This is a genomic window from Mycobacterium sp. IDUB_5 (genome assembly GCF_055419565.1).
In genome coordinates, this window is record NZ_JBVAXX010000010.1 from 128,353 (window position 1) to 144,078 (window position 15,726).

Here is a 15,726-nt window from a genome sequence, read left to right on the forward strand (position 1 = left end):
GCCATAACGCCCTGAACTGCGGGGCCGGTTTTTCAGCGGACTTTCTCAGACGAATAGGCTTGCGCTTCTCTTTTTGCACCGTATTGTCGTACGTACGTGCTAAACGTGTGATGTCACCGCAGCAAGACCCGCCGGAAGCAAACTGGCACAGCGGTGACGTATTTAACCGCAGTAAGCGCATGTCGAGAATCCGGCGTGACCTATTGGTCCTATGCCAATCGCTTGCCGGCGGTCCGCAAGACCTGACGCCGGTCTCCGACCGTTCCCAATTCGCCTGAAGAAGCCAGCGAGTTGTCTGTACGTCCCCGGATATCGGACGCGTCCCGTCATAAAGGAAAGGCGTGGTTTCTCATGCCTACTCTCGAAAAGCCAATTGCTCCACACCGTAGAACCAATTCCGGCGGTTACGCCGACGTCGCCGACATGTTCCGAGAGCTGGCCCTGCTCGACAAGGGCTCTGCTGTCTACGAGCGCCGCCGCGAGGCGATCATCCAACGCTGCCTGCCGCTGGCCGACCACATCGCCCGCCGATTCCGTGGGCGCGGTGAAACACACGACGATCTGGTCCAGGTGGCCCGTGTCGGCTTGCTCAATGCGGTGAATCGCTTCGACATCGACACAGCTGACGACTTCCTCGCCTTCGCCGTGCCGACGATGATGGGCGAAGTGCGCCGCTACTTCCGCGACCACGGATGGGCGTTGAAGGTCCCGCGCCGACTCAAGGAACTCAACATCCGACTGAAGAACGCGCGAGCGGAGCTGACTCAGGAGCTCAATCGCGCACCGTCACCCAGCGAGTTGGCCGAGTATCTCGGGCTCGACCGTGAACAGGTCATCGAAGGGCTGATAGCTGCCGACGCATACTCGACCCGCTCGACGGAGCAGGAGATCACCTCAGCAGGTGACGGGCTGACGATGATGGAAACCCTCGGTGGGCCAGACGCCAACCTGGAGAAAGTCGTCGACATCCACACGGTGCGTCCGCTCATCGCGGCGCTGCCGGAACGGGACCGCCTCGTGCTGAAGATGCGGTTCTTCGACAACAAGACGCAATCGCAGATCGCCGACGAGATCGGCGTGTCCCAGATGCACGTGTCGCGACTGCTCGCACGCGCCCTGTCGACCATCCGCGAGAAGGCCAGCTGACAGACCAGTGACCTGCTGCCGCGAACGCGGCAGCAGGTCACTGCTGTTTCACGACAAATTCAGTTGCGTGTCAGGTCGTTTGGCGGTGCTGTCAGCGTTTGACGGCGTCGAACGCGCTCTCGAGAGTGGCGTGCAGCGCGAACAGCTCGGCCAGGCCGATCATCCGCATCGGCCTGCTGGTCGCCGGACCGTCGGCAACCACCACGAATTGCGTTGCGTCGCCGCACCGTTCGTGCGCATCGACCAGCAGCCCCATCCCGACCGAGGCCAGGAAGTCCACCGCACCGAGGTCGATGATCATCGCCGACGGTTTCTTCTTCAGGGCTGTGTCGATCTGACGGTCGAGCGCACCGATGGTGAGCATGTCGAGGTCACCGACACAGCGGATGACGACAACCGTGTCGTGCCAGGAATCGGTGACGATGCACGGAGACGACGCGTCTGACGGGTCAGGCATGGACGTAATGGACGACATATCGACTCCCGATCGCTGATCAAAAACGCTGCGTCTCACGGGCTGCTGAGTCTGAACCAAAACGATGGGGCGCGTCATGATCAGTGTATACGCGTTTACAGACTTCCGGTGCACGTCACCGAGAACCGATGGTCCCGATCGATCCGAGCGCGAACGTGCGGACCCGACCGGCGACCGTGGACCGACACATCGAGATGAGCGGCTCGGACATGTGCTCGATCAACACCACCTCGATCGGTCCTGCTGCCCCGTCGAGTACCACTCGGATGGAGGCGTCCTGATGGTCGACCGACAGCGGTGAGAGCGCGTGGATGCGCTCTTCTCCGAAGGTTTCTCGGGCGAAGTACTGTGCGGCCTGCACGGCATGGGGCAGTGACGTGCGGCCACGAAGAAACCGGTTGTCGAGGGTGCCGGCGAAGTACCTGTCGATGAGACCGGCGGCGTCGGTGGCGTCGATACGGCCATAGCACAGGCCCTCGGGCAGCACCAGCATCGTCGCCGCGAACCGGTCTCCCCCGAGATGCGAACACTCCCAAGTGATCTCTGGATGCCGGGCGGCGATCGCAGCAACCGCACCGCGGCCACGCACGGCGCAGCACTGGTCGTGTCGGCCGTGCGCGCACACGACGACGACGGGCTCGGTGCAGCGCGTCCCATCACTGCCGTCGAGCGCGATATCCAGGTAGCCGGCCGGGTCTGCCACCTCACCCTGATAGAGCGCCTCCGTACCCTCGTCCGCGAATGCCAGATACCAGCGCCACCGCGGCGGCGTGACACGGCGGCCCGGTCGCCGGATTGCGGCGACGCGCATACCTGCCGCCTCGAAACGCCGGGCCACGGCGCGGCCGAGGTCGGGGTCGATGATCGACGGCGAGTTCAGGAAGGCCGACGGGCCCCAACCCCCGCTGAGCTCCAGCAGGGCCCAGACGTGGCCGGCACTCGCCGTGCCGTACATGGAGTCTCCGCGCAGCACAGACTGGTCGCTGCAGGGCATGCGTTTGGCTTGAGCCATCGGGTCAGTCGGCGCCGTCAACACGTACTACGGCGACGACGGCCTCGCGCAGAAGTCTGCGCAGCAGCACCGTCCCGTCGTGGGCGTCGAGTCCGGGCAGCGTATTCGCATCCAGCACCATTCCGGAGAGCAGAGCTTCCAGCGCCGGTCGGCAGAACGCGGGGAACGACATCGTGCGGTCAGGCAGCCGCAGCCGGACCCGCCCGTCGGCCTCGACGGCCGTCGCCCACAGCCCGCAGCGCCACCGCACCCGGGTGGTGTCTGCGGCGCGCAGAGCGTCGAGTGTCGCCAGCGGAGCGACAGCCACCGGCCGGGTCCGATCGGCGTGACGGCGGGCCAACCGGGCCGCGATCGCCTCGCCCAGTTCCTCGGTGCGGTCGCCGGCGGCGGCGGTCAGCGCGGCCAACATCTTGGCGGCCAACGCGGCGGTCTCGGCGGGATCGGCAGGGTCGAGGCCCATCGGAAGCGACGCCCGGAACTCGGCCGTGTCGGCCAGGGTGTCAACCAAGGCCCGCAGCACGTCGACACCCGTCGTCGCGGACACCCCGATCGTCAGGTGAATCGACGTGGCGTCCTCGGAAATGGCGGAATGCAGCCAGCCCCGGGGCAGGTACAGCGCGTCCCCAGCGGTCAGCGTCGTATCGATCACCGCGGCTTCGGTCACGCGCGCGGAGATCGCGTCGCGGTGGTCGGTCCAGGGTTGGCTGGGCAGTGGATCGGGGTGGACGGGCTCGTGGACGATCCAGCGCTTGGCGCCGCTGACCTGCAGCACGAACACATCGTGAACGTCGTAGTGAGCGTCGAAACCGCGATTGCCGGGCGGGGTGATGTACGCGTTGGCCTGAACGGGATGACCGAGATCGTCGACGGCATCGCGGACGAAGTCGATCAGAGGGGGCCACAGCCGGTGCAGTCCCTGTAACACCAGGGTGGCGCCGGCCGCGAGTTGCCCGAGGACACGGCCGGAGTCCGCCTGGTCGGGCATTTCAGCGCCGAAACCCGCGGCGTCGACGTAACACTCCCGCCCTAGCAGAGAGCCTTCTTTGGCCATTCGAAGGAACGGCGCGCGTACCCCGCGACTGGTGATCAGCTCGTCGACCGCTGCCGGAGACAGCAGGTCGGTGAAGTCACGGGGTAGCGCGTCGGACCGACTCAGAAGGGGGCGTCGCCCCCAGTACTGCGCCGCGAAGACGTCGGTGTCGACTGCTACGCAGCGAGTCAGCACGCAAACGTCCTAGGCGGTGCCGTCCGCGCCGCCGTCATGGCCGCCGGGATTCGAGCCGCCGTCAGCCGGACCTTCGCCGCCCGCGGTGCCGTCAGCGCCGCCGTCGTGACCGCCGGGATTCGAGCCGCCGTCAGCGGGCCCTTCGCCGCCGGATTCTGTGGTGATGTCGTCGTCATCGAGTGCCATTGTCGTCACCTTTCCGCGCCGCTGCGATGAGCCGCAGCCTACCGCGCGAGGCAGAGGTGCCCGCCCTGATCAGGAACCAAACACAGCGGTCGGGCACCGGAGATCACAGAGCGCGGCACACGGGGTAACGATCGGGGCGCGCTGCGCGCAAAGCGTCGGTGGCGCAGTAGGATCGGGCCATCGATCCGACGTGGGATCGCCCGGCCATTCGCCGATAAACACTGGAGAACGCTTGAGGTCTGATCGTCGTGCCCGCATTGCCTGTCTGGCAACTCTGCTCGCGGTGGTCGCCGCGTTCGGCATCGTCTCGTCGAGCTCGCAGCGCTGCAGTGACGGATGTCAGGCTCTGGCCGCCGGCAGTTCCTCCGCGTTCGCCCCGCCCGCTCCCCCGTCGCCGACCGAACCGGCACGTCTGATCGTGACGCCCGGCGCCGGAGCCGAGGACGTCAAGCCCGATGCCCGGGTGCTCGTTGCTGCCGTCAGCGGGACGCTGGACAGCGTCACGATGGTCAACGACGCGGACAAAGAGATCCCGGGGGTACTGACCCCCGATGCGAAGGCGTGGAAGCCGACGGTGCAGCTCGGCTACGGCCGCACCTACACGATGACGATCAGCGGGCACGGCCCCGGCGGCATGCCGACCCGGCAGACGTCGAGCTTCAGCACGGTCGACCCCAGCGAGCAGACGTCGGTGTACCTGAACACGCCTGGCTACGCGCCGATCCAGGACGGTGGCACCTACGGGGTGGGGATGGTGATCGTGGCGCACTTCGACGAGAGCGTCGACAAGGCGGCCGCCGAACGGCAGCTGCGGGTCCGCACCGATCCGCCCGTACAGGGCAGCTGGTACTGGGTCGACGACCAGACCGCGCACTGGCGTCCGCAGCGCTACTACGCGCCGGGCACCAAGGTCAGCGTCGAGGCCGACATCTACGGCGACGAGCTGGGCGACGACCTGTACGGCGCCGAGGACCAGAAGGTGAGCTTCGTGATCGGCGACGCGCACGTCTCGATCGCCGACGACACCACCAAGCAGGTGAGTGTGTTCGACAACGGCAAATTGGTGCGCACGATGCCGACGTCGATGGGGATGGGCGGTACGGAGACCATCGGCGGGAACACGCTGTCGTTCTGGACGCCGCCCGGGGTCTACACGGTGATCGACAAGGCCAACCCGGTGATCATGGACTCCTCGACGTTCGGGCTGCCGGTCAACAGCCGGCTGGGCTATCGCGAGACCATCCCGTGGGCGACGAAGATCAGCTCCGACGGGATCTACCTCCATCAGCTCAATTCGACGGTGTGGGCGCAGGGCAACACCGACACCAGCCACGGCTGCCTGAACCTCAACAGCGACAACGCGCAGTGGTTCTACTCGTTCTCCCAACCGGGCGATGTGGTCGAGGTGCGCAACACCGGCGGGCCGCCGCTGCGCCTCGATCAGAACGGCGACTGGACGCTGCCGTGGGCCGAATGGGTGAAGGGCAGCGCGCTCAAGCAGTAGCGGCCGGCTGCCGTGCCCAATCTCCGCCGTGCCGTCGACATTTCGCAGGTGTGCCACGTGGTCAGATCATCAGATACTGCTCGACCTGCCGGACGGCTATCGATCCCTCTCCCACTGCCGACGCCACCCTCTTCACCGACCCACTGCGCACGTCACCAGCGGCGAAAATTCCAGGCCGACTGGTTTCGAGCATCATCGGTTCACGGTCGATGCGCAGCACTGCTCCATCCTCGCTTCCGTGCAATGCCGCGGTCCCGGTGGCGATGAAGCCATGGTCATCGAGCGACACCGCCCCCTCTAGCCACGCGGTGTTGGGGGCAGCGCCGATAAAGACGAAAAGCGCTGTGGTGTCGATGCGTTGCCGGTCGCCTGACCGGTTGTCCTCGGCGACAACGGTTTCGATCTGTTTACGGCCTTCCACCTCGCGGACCTCGGTATGCAGGCACACGGTGATCCGCGGATGGTGTTCGATCTGGTCGACGAGGTAGCGGGACATGTCCTTGGCGACGTCGTCTCCGCGGATGAGTACGTAGACGCGAAACACCCTCGATGCCAGGAACACTGCGGCCTGGCCTGCGGAGTTCCCTCCTCCCACGACCACCACCGGGCCGGCGCCGCACAGCAGGGCTTCCTGGAACGTCGCGGCGTAGTAGACCCCGCTTCCCTCGAATCTCTCGATTCCCGGCACGGCGAGCTTACGATACCGGGCTCCGGTTGCCAGGATCACGGCCCTGCCGACCACGACCGAGCCGTCGCCCAGCCAGACGCGGTGCTGACCGTTGTCGGATTCGAGACGCCGCGCCTCCGCCGAGATCATCAGATTCGCACCGAACTTCTCGGCCTGGATCATGGCCCGTTCGGCCAGCTCGGCGCCGCACAGCCCGCTGGGAAATCCGAGATAGTTCTCGATCCTCGACGATGTGCCGGCCTGGCCTCCCGTGGCGGTCGCTTCGGCAGCGGCGGTGGTGAGCCCGTCCGACGATCCATAGACCGCTGCCGCCAGCCCCCCGGGGCCCGCACCGACGATGATGAGGTCCCGTTCGTCATGGATGACATCAGGAACCGGGAGACCGACCCTTCGTGCGAGTTCACTGTTCGGCGGGTTGCGAAGGACGTCCTCACCCCAGATCACGACCGGGGTGTCCTGCGGCGCGATCCCGAACCGCAGCAGCAGACGCTCCGCCTTCTTGTCCTGTTCGAGATCAAGCCACCGGTGCGGCAACCTGTTTCGGGCGGCGAATTCCCGCAGGCGGGTGGTGTCGGGCGAATAACAGGACCCGATGATCCAGAAGCCGGTGCCCTCTTCGATGAGCAGGGTGCGCCGGGTCAGGAAGGCCCGCAGAATGATGTCGCTGAGCACCGGATCTTGGGCGACCAATGCGCGCACCCGCTCCGTCGGCACCACCAGAACCTCGCCGGGTTCCACCACTGCGGCGGTGTAGAACGCGGCTTGGCCCTCGAGATCGCCCAGTTCGCCGAGGAATCGGCGCGGACCGTGCACCCGGATCACACGTTGATCGCCCGAGTCGTCGGTGGTGGTCACGGCGACCTTGCCGGACAGGATGACGAAGAAGTAGTCGGAGCGCTCACCCTCGCGGACCAGCGTATCGCCCGAGTCGACGGCGCGCCGGGCGCCGCCCAACTCGAGGGTCGCGATGTCATCGTCGGACAGTCGCGGGTACGCGCCGTACATGTCGGTGGTTTCCGCCAGCGGCGTCGGTGTCCGTTGGTCGATCATGGCCTCAGACATAGTTCTCGTGGACATAGCACCAACGCCACGTCGGTCCCGGTTCCATCGACTGGACGATCGGGTGGCCGACCGTGTGTGCGTGCGCCCTGGCGTGGCGCATCGGTGACGAGTCGCAACAACCGACATGCCCGCATGTCAGGCACAACCGGAGATGCACCCACGGCGTGCCGAGTCGCAGGCATTCCTCGCAGCCGTTCGTGTGTGGGCGCACCTGGCGAATCGCCGTGACGTGCGGATCGATGTCAACGGATGTCATGATCGAGCCTCCTCCTTCGCGTTGCCGGACGTCAGTACGTCGTCGAGCCAATTGCGCAGCACGGCAACGGGACCGGCGCCCGACTGCCGCCCCAGCACACGCCCATGGTCGAGGAGTAACAGTGTGGGCACCGCCTGCACCGTGAACCGTTGCGAAGTCGCCGACGCCTTGTCCACGTCGACTTTGACCAGTTTGAGTTGACCGGCACGTTCGGTGGCGAGCTGCTCCAGCGCCGGACTGACCATGCGGCACGGCCCACACCACGTCGCCCACAGATCGACCAGCACCGGCACCGGGGACGTGTCGACGATCTCGCTGAAGTCCGCGTCGCCGGCCGTGACGAGCCACGGCAGCCACTGGTGGCAGTTCGCGCACCGGGGCTTGCCCTCAGCGACAGCCGCTACCCGATTGCGTTTTCCGCAGTGCGGGCATGTCACTATCTCTGCTTCCATGACGCGTCCTCCGTCAAGCCGCCCAGGCCCAGATTCGAATAGCCCACGGCCAGTGTGCTGTTGCCCACGCTTTGCTCCATTTCACCGATCCGTTGACGCGTGAGCCAACTCTGCCAACCGGATCAGATCGGTGCATCGACCCGCGAGAGCGAAAGAAGGCCACTCAGACAGACCTTCCGGGACGTAATGTGCGCGCTGATGTTCCGGCGGCCCAGAGCTGGGCTCAGCCGGTGGCCCCGCGCTCGGCGACCATGACTGTCATCTGGTGGGCGTCCGCGCCGCGGAGCACGGTCAGCTGCACCCGGTCACCCGGTTTGGTCTTGCGAAGTTCGGCGATGAGCTCTTCTGCAGTATCGGTCTTCTGACCGTTGAGACTGGTGATGTCGCCCGGTTGGATGCCTGCCTCCGCCGCCGGACTCAGTTCCGCGACCTGCAGTGCGACCACACCACTGATGCCGTTGAGTCCAAGCTGCCGTGCGATTTCCGGGGTCAGGGTGACGGGTTGGATACCGATGTAGGCGTGATGGGCGGTCCCGGTGGCCAACAGTTGATCGGCGACGTCGACGACGGTGGCGGCCGGCATAGCGAACCCGAGGGCGACTGCACCCGACGCCGGAGGAATGTAGGCGACGCTCATCCCGACGATGTCTCCCTAAGCGTCCAGAACCGCACCTCCGGAGTTACCCGGCGAGATGGCAGCGTCAGTCTCCTCAGGCACAGGTGCGTAGCGACCGACCTCTCCGGCGGCAAGCACCGACCGTTGGTGCGAAAACCTCTGCATCCCAAAGCCGGGGCCGACACGACGCCTCTTTCATCGCACGCTGTCAGGCCGCCAGGGCCGGCTCCGAATAGACAACGGCGAGTTCGCCGTTCTCGACGGTGACGTGGACGATTCCGCCGGCGGCGATATCGCCGCGCAGCAAGGCCCGTCCGATCTTGGTCTCGACCTCATGAGCGATGTAGCGACGCAGTGGCCGGGCGCCGTACACCGGGTCGTAGCCGTGTTCGGCGATGAGTCGGCGGGCGTCCGCGGCGATGTCGAGCTCGATTTGCCTGTCCGCCAAACGATCGTGCAGTTCACCCAACTGCAGCTCGACGATCCGTTCGATCTGCGGCATGGACAGCGGGGTGAACAGCACGACATCGTCGACGCGGTTGAGGAACTCGGGCCGGAAGTGTGCGCGCAACTCGGCCATCACCTGCTCCCGGGCGTCCGGCTTGATCTCGCCGTGCGGAGTGACGCCGTCGAGGAGGTGGTGCGATCCGATGTTCGAGGTCATGATGACCACGGTGTTGCGGAAGTTGACCTGGCGTCCCTGCGCATCGGTGAGCCGGCCGTCGTCGAGCACTTGGAGAAGTGTGTTGAACACATCGGGATGCGCCTTCTCGATCTCGTCGAAGAGCACGACCGAGTAGGGCTTTCGGCGCACGGCCTCGGTGAGTTGACCACCCTCGTCGTACCCGACGTATCCCGGCGGCGCGCCGACCAACCGGCTCACCGTGTGCCGCTCCTGATATTCACTCATGTCCAAGCGCACGATGTTGTCCTCGCTGTCGAAGAGCGCGGCGGCCAACGTCTTGGCGAGTTCGGTCTTCCCGACCCCGGTGGGGCCGAGGAAGACGAATGATCCGATCGGGCGGCGCGGGTCCCGTATCCCGGAGCGCGCCCGGATCACCGCATCGGCGACCAGCTGGACGGCCTCGTCCTGGCCGATCACCCGCTCATGCAGAATTTCATCGAGGCGCAAAAGCTTCTCCCGTTCCCCCTCCTGTAGCCGCGCGACCGGTATACCGGTCCAGGCGGCGACTATTTCGGCGATTTCGTCCTCGGTGACGACCTCGCGCAGCAGCGGCTTGTCCCCTTGCTTGGAGCGCAGCTGGTCCTCGGCGGCCCTCAGTTTGCGTTCCAGTTCGGCGATCTGGCCGTAGCGCAACTCGGCCGCGCGGTTGAGGTCGTAATTGCGTTCGGCTTCTTCGGCCTCGTGCCGCACCTGCTCGAGCTGTCCGCGCAGCTCCTGCACCCGCTTGATGGCCTGCCGTTCGGCATCCCATTGCGCGTGGCGGGCGTCGGCTTCTGCCCGTAGATCGGCAAGCTCTTTCCGCAGCTCCTGCAGGCGCGCCTTGCTCGCGGGATCGGTTTCCTTCGCGAGCGAGACCTCCTCTATCTCGAGCCGGGTCACCCGTCGGGTGATCTCGTCCAACTCCGCAGGCATGGAATCGATTTCGGTCCGCAGCCGCGCGCACGCCTCGTCGACCAGGTCGATCGCCTTGTCGGGCAGGAAGCGGTCGGTGATGTAGCGGTGTGACAGGGTGGCCGCCGCCACCAATGCGCCGTCCTGAATCCGCACGCCGTGGAACACCTCCAGGCGTTCACGCAGGCCACGCAGGATCGAGATGGTGTCCTCGACGTCGGGTTCGTCGACCAGCACCGTCTGGAACCGGCGCTCCAACGCGGCATCGTTTTCGATGTGTTTGCGGTACTCGTCGAGGGTGGTGGCGCCGATCATGTGCAGCTCACCGCGGGCAAGCAACGGCTTGAGCATGTTGCCGGCGTCCAGGGAGCCTTCTGCCGCACCGGCGCCGACGACGGTGTGCAACTCGTCGACGAACAGCAGGATTCGGCCCGCGCCTGCCTTCACCTCCTGGAGGACCGCCTGGAGTCGTTCCTCGAACTCGCCTCGGTATTTCGCGCCGGCCACCAGGGAACCCATGTCGAGGGAGAAGATGGTTTTGTCCCGCAGGCCCTCAGGGACGTCGCCGCGCACGATCCGCTGGGCCAGCCCCTCGACGATCGCCGTCTTGCCCACGCCGGGGTCGCCGATCAAGACCGGGTTGTTCTTGGTTTTGCGGCTCAGGATCTGGATCACCCTGCGGATCTCGGCGTCCCGGCCGATCACCGGATCGAGTTTCCCCGCACGCCCGTCGGCGACGAGGTCGCGACCGTACTTCTCGAGCGCCTCGTACGCGCCCTCCGGCGTCGCGGATGTGACCCGCTGGTTGCCGCGCACCTTGGTCAGCGCGCTCAGGAACGAGTCTCGCGTCACACCGTTGGTGGCGAGGACACGCCCGGCGGCGGTGGCCGTCCCCTCTTCGGCGAGGGCGATCACGAGATGCTCGACCGATACGTATTCGTCTTTGAGCCGCTTGGCTTCTCGCTCTGCGGTCTCCAACAGCGCGGCCAGTCGTCGAGTGACGGACACCTGACCCGGCGTGACGCCCGGTCCGCTCACCTTCGGCCGCCGATTCAACTCGCTCTCGAGATCTGCGCGCAGAGCCGCGGTGTCGGCTCCCGCCTGGTCCAGCAACCGCGGTACGAGACCTTCGGGCTGGTCGATCAGCGCCATCAACAGATGTTCGCCGTCGACCTCGACATGACCCATCCGGGTCGCGATGCTCTGCGCTTGCGCCAGAGCCTCCTGCGACTTCTGCGTCAGCTTGTTGATGTCCACAGCAATGTCCTCCCTCGGCGCTCGACCTAGCGCGCAAGGTCAACTGCGTACAAACCGACCGGGCCGGCACCGAACACGATGACGGTGTCACCCTCGGCGATGTCCCCGAGCTGAGCGCCGAAATACCCCGTCGACAAGGCGTCGGTGCACAACAGCGCATCCTCGTCCTCCATCCAGTCCGGGATCACGGACGGGCCGACGTCGGCGAACGGCACCCGTACGTATTCAGCCTGAGCGCCGTCGTACCCACCGCAGGTGTGCGAGTAGCCGTAGATACCACCCACGGCGGTGGCGTTGGGATTGACGTTGTGACAATTGGAGTAGAGGCCTCTGGCGCAGAAATAGCACGAGCCGCAGTAAATGTTGAACGGCACCATCACCCGGTCACCAGGCCGGATGTTCTGCACTGACGGGCCGACTTTGTCCACCACTCCGATGAACTCGTGTCCGAAGGTGTGCCCGATCCGGGTGTCGGGCATCAAGCCGTGGTAAAGATGCAGATCCGAACCACAGATCGCCGCCAGCTCCACCCGAACGATCGCATCGTTGGGGTGCTCGATCGACGGCATCTCCTTGTCCTCGATACGCACCTTGTACGGACCGCGGTAACTCATTGCTTTCACGGCGCCTCCTAGCCGGGTCGATGTTCGGCGCCGCATACCCGACGGAGGTGGCCGAAAACGGACCTAGTGGGGCGAAAAAGTCAACCAGCATTTGGCGTTTGGGCACCAAGACACACGACGATTCCGGCGGTGGCGCTCGAGCTGGCACAGACTGCAGCTCTGCACGATCGACGGGTGAGCAGTCCGACGCGGCGGTCGACGCCGCGACGGGCCGCCGGAGACATCCTCGATTCGGGGACATCCCGATGGCTCATGCCCTCGGCGTGGCCAGCGCTTCATGCGGTGGTCCCGGCTGGTTTCGAACCAGCGACCTTCCGCGTGTGAGGCGGACGCTCTCCCACTGAGCTACGAGACCGAAATCCGACGATCCGGACGGGGCAGAAGACTAACACGGGCGCTGGTGGACCCGAGAATCCGCCGGATTCGACGCCCGCGGTTACAGGCACCTCCCAGCGTTCTCCCAGTTATCTTCGCCCTGGTAACAGTCATTTCCGGAGGGCTGAATGACGTTGTTGTTGACGACGGCGGCCGCGATTGCGGCTGCGACATCCGCGGGCGAGGTTGGCCCCCTCTGCCTCGGCCCGCCAATTGCCCGGACTTCACCGACTACGGCCAAGGTATCTCGACAAGGCCCACCGGCCCGGCGTCTTTCGTATGCGCAAGCGACACCACCTTCGGCTGCGCAGCTTCCCTGTCCTACGGCCAGTTTCGAAGGCCGGCGGCGGGATGAGTTGCGGCAGCGAGCCCTCGGGCATGCGGTGCGCCAACTCCGACGGCCATGGATTCACGCCCTCCCGCCAGGGATACACCCTGTTCTGACGCCTGACGCGCCTGGAACGGGAGGGGATTTGTGTACGCCCAACTGCGTGGACTATCGTCGTGCATCGCGACGGGCGACGAAGTTGACCGTGGCACGCGGATGTAGCGCAGTTGGTAGCGCATCACCTTGCCAAGGTGAGGGTCGCGGGTTCGAATCCCGTCATCCGCTCGAAGGTGCACTGGCATCAAAGCCCAGCGGTGGAGTGGCCGAGTGGTGAGGCAACGGCCTGCAAAGCCGTGCACACGGGTTCGATTCCCGTCTCCACCTCCAAGAGGTTCCCGGCGCGATTAGCTCAGCGGGAGAGCGCTTCCCTGACACGGAAGAGGTCACTGGTTCAATCCCAGTATCGCGCACCACAGTTTTTGCAGCTCAGCCCCGATATCGGCCGGGGGTTGTTCCTTCTGTGCCCATTACGTGCCCAATTAGATAATGCAGACCAATCTTGCATGCGGTCCACACGGGGGACGGTGACTGCGATCCAGTTCGTTCATATGTCGCACCTTCGGTCGGGGATCCCGGGGCTGTCGCCTGTGCGGGCCCCGGTCGGCCACGCAGAAAACAACGTCCGACCTGCGAACGTGCGAGCGGGGCGGTGTCCCTTTCGGTTCATGCACCGACTTGTGCAATATGGCCTGCTGTGGCGCTACCGCCGGATGATGAACGTGACTGCTTCAATGTCGCGGTGGGGACGAGTAAACAGACCGCGGCGCTCCGGTGGGTGGAGGACCACTCCAAGACCATTTACTTGACGGGTGCTGTAATCGCGGCCGCCTTGGCAGGAGTGCTGACCTGGCGGCTACTGGGCATGCCGACGACCGCCGAGGTCGGCCACGCTGTATGGCGCTGGTTGACCCCCGGCTGGGGCGCCTGGGCCCGATTCGGACTAGCGCTCGTCGCAGGTAGTGCTGCTGCATGGCTGGTGATGACCATCAGGCAATTGCGCGCCAACGTGCCACGCGGGCTGCGGCCCACACGGCAGTCGGCGCTGTTGCCCACCGTGGTCGGGGCCGTCGCCCTCGGACTGCTATTGGTCGGCGCTGGCTATGTCGCAATTACACACACACTCCACGCCGACGCGGGCGCACCACCCACGCGGATCGACGCGCTTAAGACGGCGTTGACTGCGGTCGCCGGGGTCGGTGGCGCGGTCGCGTTAGTAGTCGCATATCGCCGCCAGCACGACCTCGAGCAAGGGCGCTTCATCGAACGCTTTGGAGCCGCTACTGCGCAACTCGGTAACCCTGACCCCGCAGTGCGAATCGCGGGCGTTTATGCCTTGGCGTCGGCAGCAGATGAAGCGACAACAGACGGGCGTCGGCAACAGTGCATCGATGTGCTTTGCGGGTATCTTCGCCTGCCATACGAACCCGACTGGGGTCGGAGTCACCACACCGAGATCGTCACGGCAGCAAGATCACCCGCAACTGCGGTGGTTCAAACAGGACGCGAGACCACATACCACCAAAAGCTCAGACAGAACGATCGTGAGGTGCGCCAAACGGTTATGCGCGTCATCGCCGCGCACGTTCGACGCGACACAGATTTTGCCTGGTCAAGCCACAACTTCGATTTCACGGGAGTGATTTTTGAAGACGCGTCCCTAGAGACGACGACGTTCAACGGAGATGCGAATTTCGACAACGTAACCTTCGCGGGAAACACCAGCTTCAACAACGCCACCCTCGCCGGCAACACGAGCTTTCGCAACGCTACCTTCGCCGGCAACACTTACTTTGAAGAAGTCAACTTCATAAGCGACGCCCAGTTCGAGGATGTCACATTTTCCAGCGAAACTCATTTTAACGAGTGCAAATTCAAAGGCAATGCGGTATTCAAAGGCGCCAAATTCAAGCAGAATGCGCTCTTTAGAGACGCAGCTTTCGCTCAAGCGGCCGTATTCACCAATGTCACCTTCACTCAAAATGCAGTTTTCAGCGGCGTGACCTTCTTCCGCGGTGCCGTGTTTAATAACGCAACTTTTATCCGCACCGCTTGGTTCAATAACGGGACGGTATTTTTAGGTGAGGCAAAGTTCAGCAGTGCCGTCTTCAAGCTTAAAGCGCAGTTCGTAGACGCTACTTTTGGGCACGACGCCCGCTTCAAACTCGCTAAATTCGACCACGACGCACTCTTCAGTAAGGCAAGTTTCAGGAAAAAGGCCGTCTTCGATAACGTCAGTTTTAAGGGCGCCACCCACTTCAAAAAAGCCACTTTCGCGGAGCCTGGAACATTATTCGATACTGCTACCTTCACGGACAGGGCTATGGCACTCAAGGACGCTGTCTTCGCAGACGGTTCAATTCATTGACATTTAGCTCATCGCGAAGGTTATTCAATCCGCTGACCGAGGCCGACGAACCGGTCGACAGCCGCGCATTCCATGGGCCGGCGTGATGCGTCAGAAATATTCATAGTTGATCGGGCGCAGCCGAGACACTACCTCCCGGCCTGGCTATGCCAGCCGCCCAAAAACGGCCGCTGGGAGGCTGCTCTGACTTTGGCGCCGACCGGTGAATGGTTTGGCCGTGTCGGCCGACACGGGCCGAATAGCATCAGTTGTCGTAAGGAAAGTATTGAGTCCACCCCGCCGAACGGTTCCAGTGGAGAACCCGCCTACCCCACGGCGGCGCAATCCAAAAATCTGAAATGTGGGACGGTACGGGCGGTTCTTCGGGAGGTAGCGTCTCACCGAGAGCCAGCTCGTACCAGATACTGAATGGCAGGCCCGTGTCGTGCAGAGCCACAAAGAGGTGGGACTGCCCCCAGTTTGGTTGACTCCTGACCTGTGAGGATTCGTCCTTGCTGGAAGGATCAATCTCGTGCCGAAG

11 protein-coding genes, 4 tRNA genes and 2 pseudogenes are annotated in these 15,726 nt (G+C 64.6%); 6 read left to right on the forward strand and 11 right to left on the reverse strand.

The window, feature by feature from the left end; genetic code table 11:
* The first annotated feature begins 351 nt into the window (after positions 1 to 351).
* Positions 352 to 1,146, forward strand: a complete 795-nt coding sequence (locus ACZY1G_RS27680) for a SigB/SigF/SigG family RNA polymerase sigma factor (RefSeq protein ID WP_463816644.1) — start codon at positions 352 to 354, stop codon at positions 1,144 to 1,146.
* Between the two features lie 91 nt (positions 1,147 to 1,237).
* On the opposite strand, the gene ACZY1G_RS27685 is transcribed toward ACZY1G_RS27680, so the two are convergent.
* From ACZY1G_RS27685 to ACZY1G_RS27700, 4 genes and pseudogenes are all read right to left on the reverse strand, one after another.
* On the reverse strand, positions 1,238 to 1,603 hold the full coding sequence (locus ACZY1G_RS27685; protein WP_463816645.1) for an STAS domain-containing protein: 366 nt from the start codon (positions 1,601 to 1,603) through the stop codon (positions 1,238 to 1,240).
* 133 nt (positions 1,604 to 1,736) lie between these two features.
* Positions 1,737 to 2,633 (reverse strand): sucrase ferredoxin, encoded by an 897-nt coding sequence (locus ACZY1G_RS27690; protein WP_463824145.1) that lies wholly within the window; start codon positions 2,631 to 2,633, stop codon positions 1,737 to 1,739.
* Positions 2,634 to 2,637: 4 nt separating this feature from the next.
* On the reverse strand, positions 2,638 to 3,858 hold the full coding sequence (locus tag ACZY1G_RS27695; protein WP_463824146.1) for a cupin domain-containing protein: 1,221 nt from the start codon (positions 3,856 to 3,858) through the stop codon (positions 2,638 to 2,640).
* A 12-nt stretch (positions 3,859 to 3,870) separates the two neighbouring features.
* A pseudogene (locus ACZY1G_RS27700) lies at positions 3,871 to 4,044 on the reverse strand (BatC protein); the annotation flags it as partial.
* Positions 4,045 to 4,276: 232 nt separating this feature from the next.
* Between ACZY1G_RS27700 and ACZY1G_RS27705 the strand changes: the two are divergent.
* Positions 4,277 to 5,548, forward strand: a complete 1,272-nt coding sequence (locus tag ACZY1G_RS27705) for a L,D-transpeptidase (RefSeq protein WP_463824147.1) — start codon at positions 4,277 to 4,279, stop codon at positions 5,546 to 5,548.
* A 61-nt stretch (positions 5,549 to 5,609) separates the two neighbouring features.
* Here the strand turns inward: ACZY1G_RS27705 and ACZY1G_RS27710 are convergent, their stop codons facing one another.
* From ACZY1G_RS27710 to ACZY1G_RS27740, 7 genes and pseudogenes are all read right to left on the reverse strand, one after another.
* Positions 5,610 to 7,286 carry an FAD-dependent oxidoreductase gene (locus tag ACZY1G_RS27710; protein ID WP_463824148.1) on the reverse strand — a complete coding sequence of 559 codons (1,677 nt, stop codon included), beginning with the start codon at positions 7,284 to 7,286 and terminating at the stop codon, positions 5,610 to 5,612.
* Positions 7,287 to 7,290: 4 nt separating this feature from the next.
* Positions 7,291 to 7,554: a UBP-type zinc finger domain-containing protein gene (locus ACZY1G_RS27715; RefSeq protein ID WP_463824150.1), complete on the reverse strand. Its 264-nt coding sequence runs from the start codon at positions 7,552 to 7,554 to the stop codon at positions 7,291 to 7,293.
* The gene (gene trxA / locus ACZY1G_RS27720) at positions 7,551 to 8,006 is read right to left on the reverse strand and encodes a thioredoxin (protein WP_463824151.1); all 456 of its coding nucleotides are present in this window, start codon (positions 8,004 to 8,006) and stop codon (positions 7,551 to 7,553) included. Before trxA ends, ACZY1G_RS27715 begins: the two co-directional genes overlap by 4 nt.
* Before the next feature lie 223 nt (positions 8,007 to 8,229).
* Positions 8,230 to 8,643, reverse strand: a complete 414-nt coding sequence (locus ACZY1G_RS27725) for a S1C family serine protease (RefSeq protein WP_463824152.1) — start codon at positions 8,641 to 8,643, stop codon at positions 8,230 to 8,232.
* Between the two features lie 187 nt (positions 8,644 to 8,830).
* Positions 8,831 to 11,455: an ATP-dependent chaperone ClpB gene (gene clpB, locus ACZY1G_RS27730; protein WP_463824153.1), complete on the reverse strand. Its 2,625-nt coding sequence runs from the start codon at positions 11,453 to 11,455 to the stop codon at positions 8,831 to 8,833.
* Between the two features lie 32 nt (positions 11,456 to 11,487).
* A pseudogene (locus tag ACZY1G_RS27735) lies at positions 11,488 to 12,078 on the reverse strand (alcohol dehydrogenase catalytic domain-containing protein); the annotation flags it as partial.
* A gap of 283 nt (positions 12,079 to 12,361) precedes the next feature.
* Positions 12,362 to 12,433 (reverse strand) — tRNA-Val (locus ACZY1G_RS27740).
* Between the two features lie 560 nt (positions 12,434 to 12,993).
* Here ACZY1G_RS27740 and ACZY1G_RS27745 point away from each other — a divergent pair.
* The 4 genes from ACZY1G_RS27745 (at position 12,994) to ACZY1G_RS27760 (ending at position 15,206) form a co-directional block, all read left to right on the forward strand.
* Positions 12,994 to 13,066, forward strand: a tRNA-Gly gene (locus tag ACZY1G_RS27745).
* A 28-nt stretch (positions 13,067 to 13,094) separates the two neighbouring features.
* Positions 13,095 to 13,168: transfer RNA gene (locus ACZY1G_RS27750), tRNA-Cys, on the forward strand.
* Positions 13,169 to 13,179: 11 nt separating this feature from the next.
* Positions 13,180 to 13,254 (forward strand) — tRNA-Val (locus ACZY1G_RS27755).
* A gap of 362 nt (positions 13,255 to 13,616) precedes the next feature.
* On the forward strand, positions 13,617 to 15,206 hold the full coding sequence (locus ACZY1G_RS27760) for a pentapeptide repeat-containing protein (protein WP_463824154.1): 1,590 nt from the start codon (positions 13,617 to 13,619) through the stop codon (positions 15,204 to 15,206).
* Positions 15,207 to 15,726: the final 520 nt, after the last annotated feature.

Bases quoted from the DNA above. Each gene is read 5' to 3' on its own strand.
- ACZY1G_RS27680 (WP_463816644.1), top strand. From the start codon at position 352: ATGCCTACTCTCGAAAAGCCAATTGCTCCACACCGTAGAACCAATTCC.
- ACZY1G_RS27685 (WP_463816645.1), bottom strand. From the start codon at position 1,603: ATGCCTGACCCGTCAGACGCGTCGTCTCCGTGCATCGTCACCGATTCC.
- ACZY1G_RS27690 (WP_463824145.1), bottom strand. From the start codon at position 2,633: ATGGCTCAAGCCAAACGCATGCCCTGCAGCGACCAGTCTGTGCTGCGC.
- ACZY1G_RS27710 (WP_463824148.1), bottom strand. From the start codon at position 7,286: ATGATCGACCAACGGACACCGACGCCGCTGGCGGAAACCACCGACATG.
- ACZY1G_RS27715 (WP_463824150.1), bottom strand. From the start codon at position 7,554: ATGACATCCGTTGACATCGATCCGCACGTCACGGCGATTCGCCAGGTG.
- trxA (WP_463824151.1), bottom strand. From the start codon at position 8,006: ATGGAAGCAGAGATAGTGACATGCCCGCACTGCGGAAAACGCAATCGG.
- ACZY1G_RS27725 (WP_463824152.1), bottom strand. From the start codon at position 8,643: ATGAGCGTCGCCTACATTCCTCCGGCGTCGGGTGCAGTCGCCCTCGGG.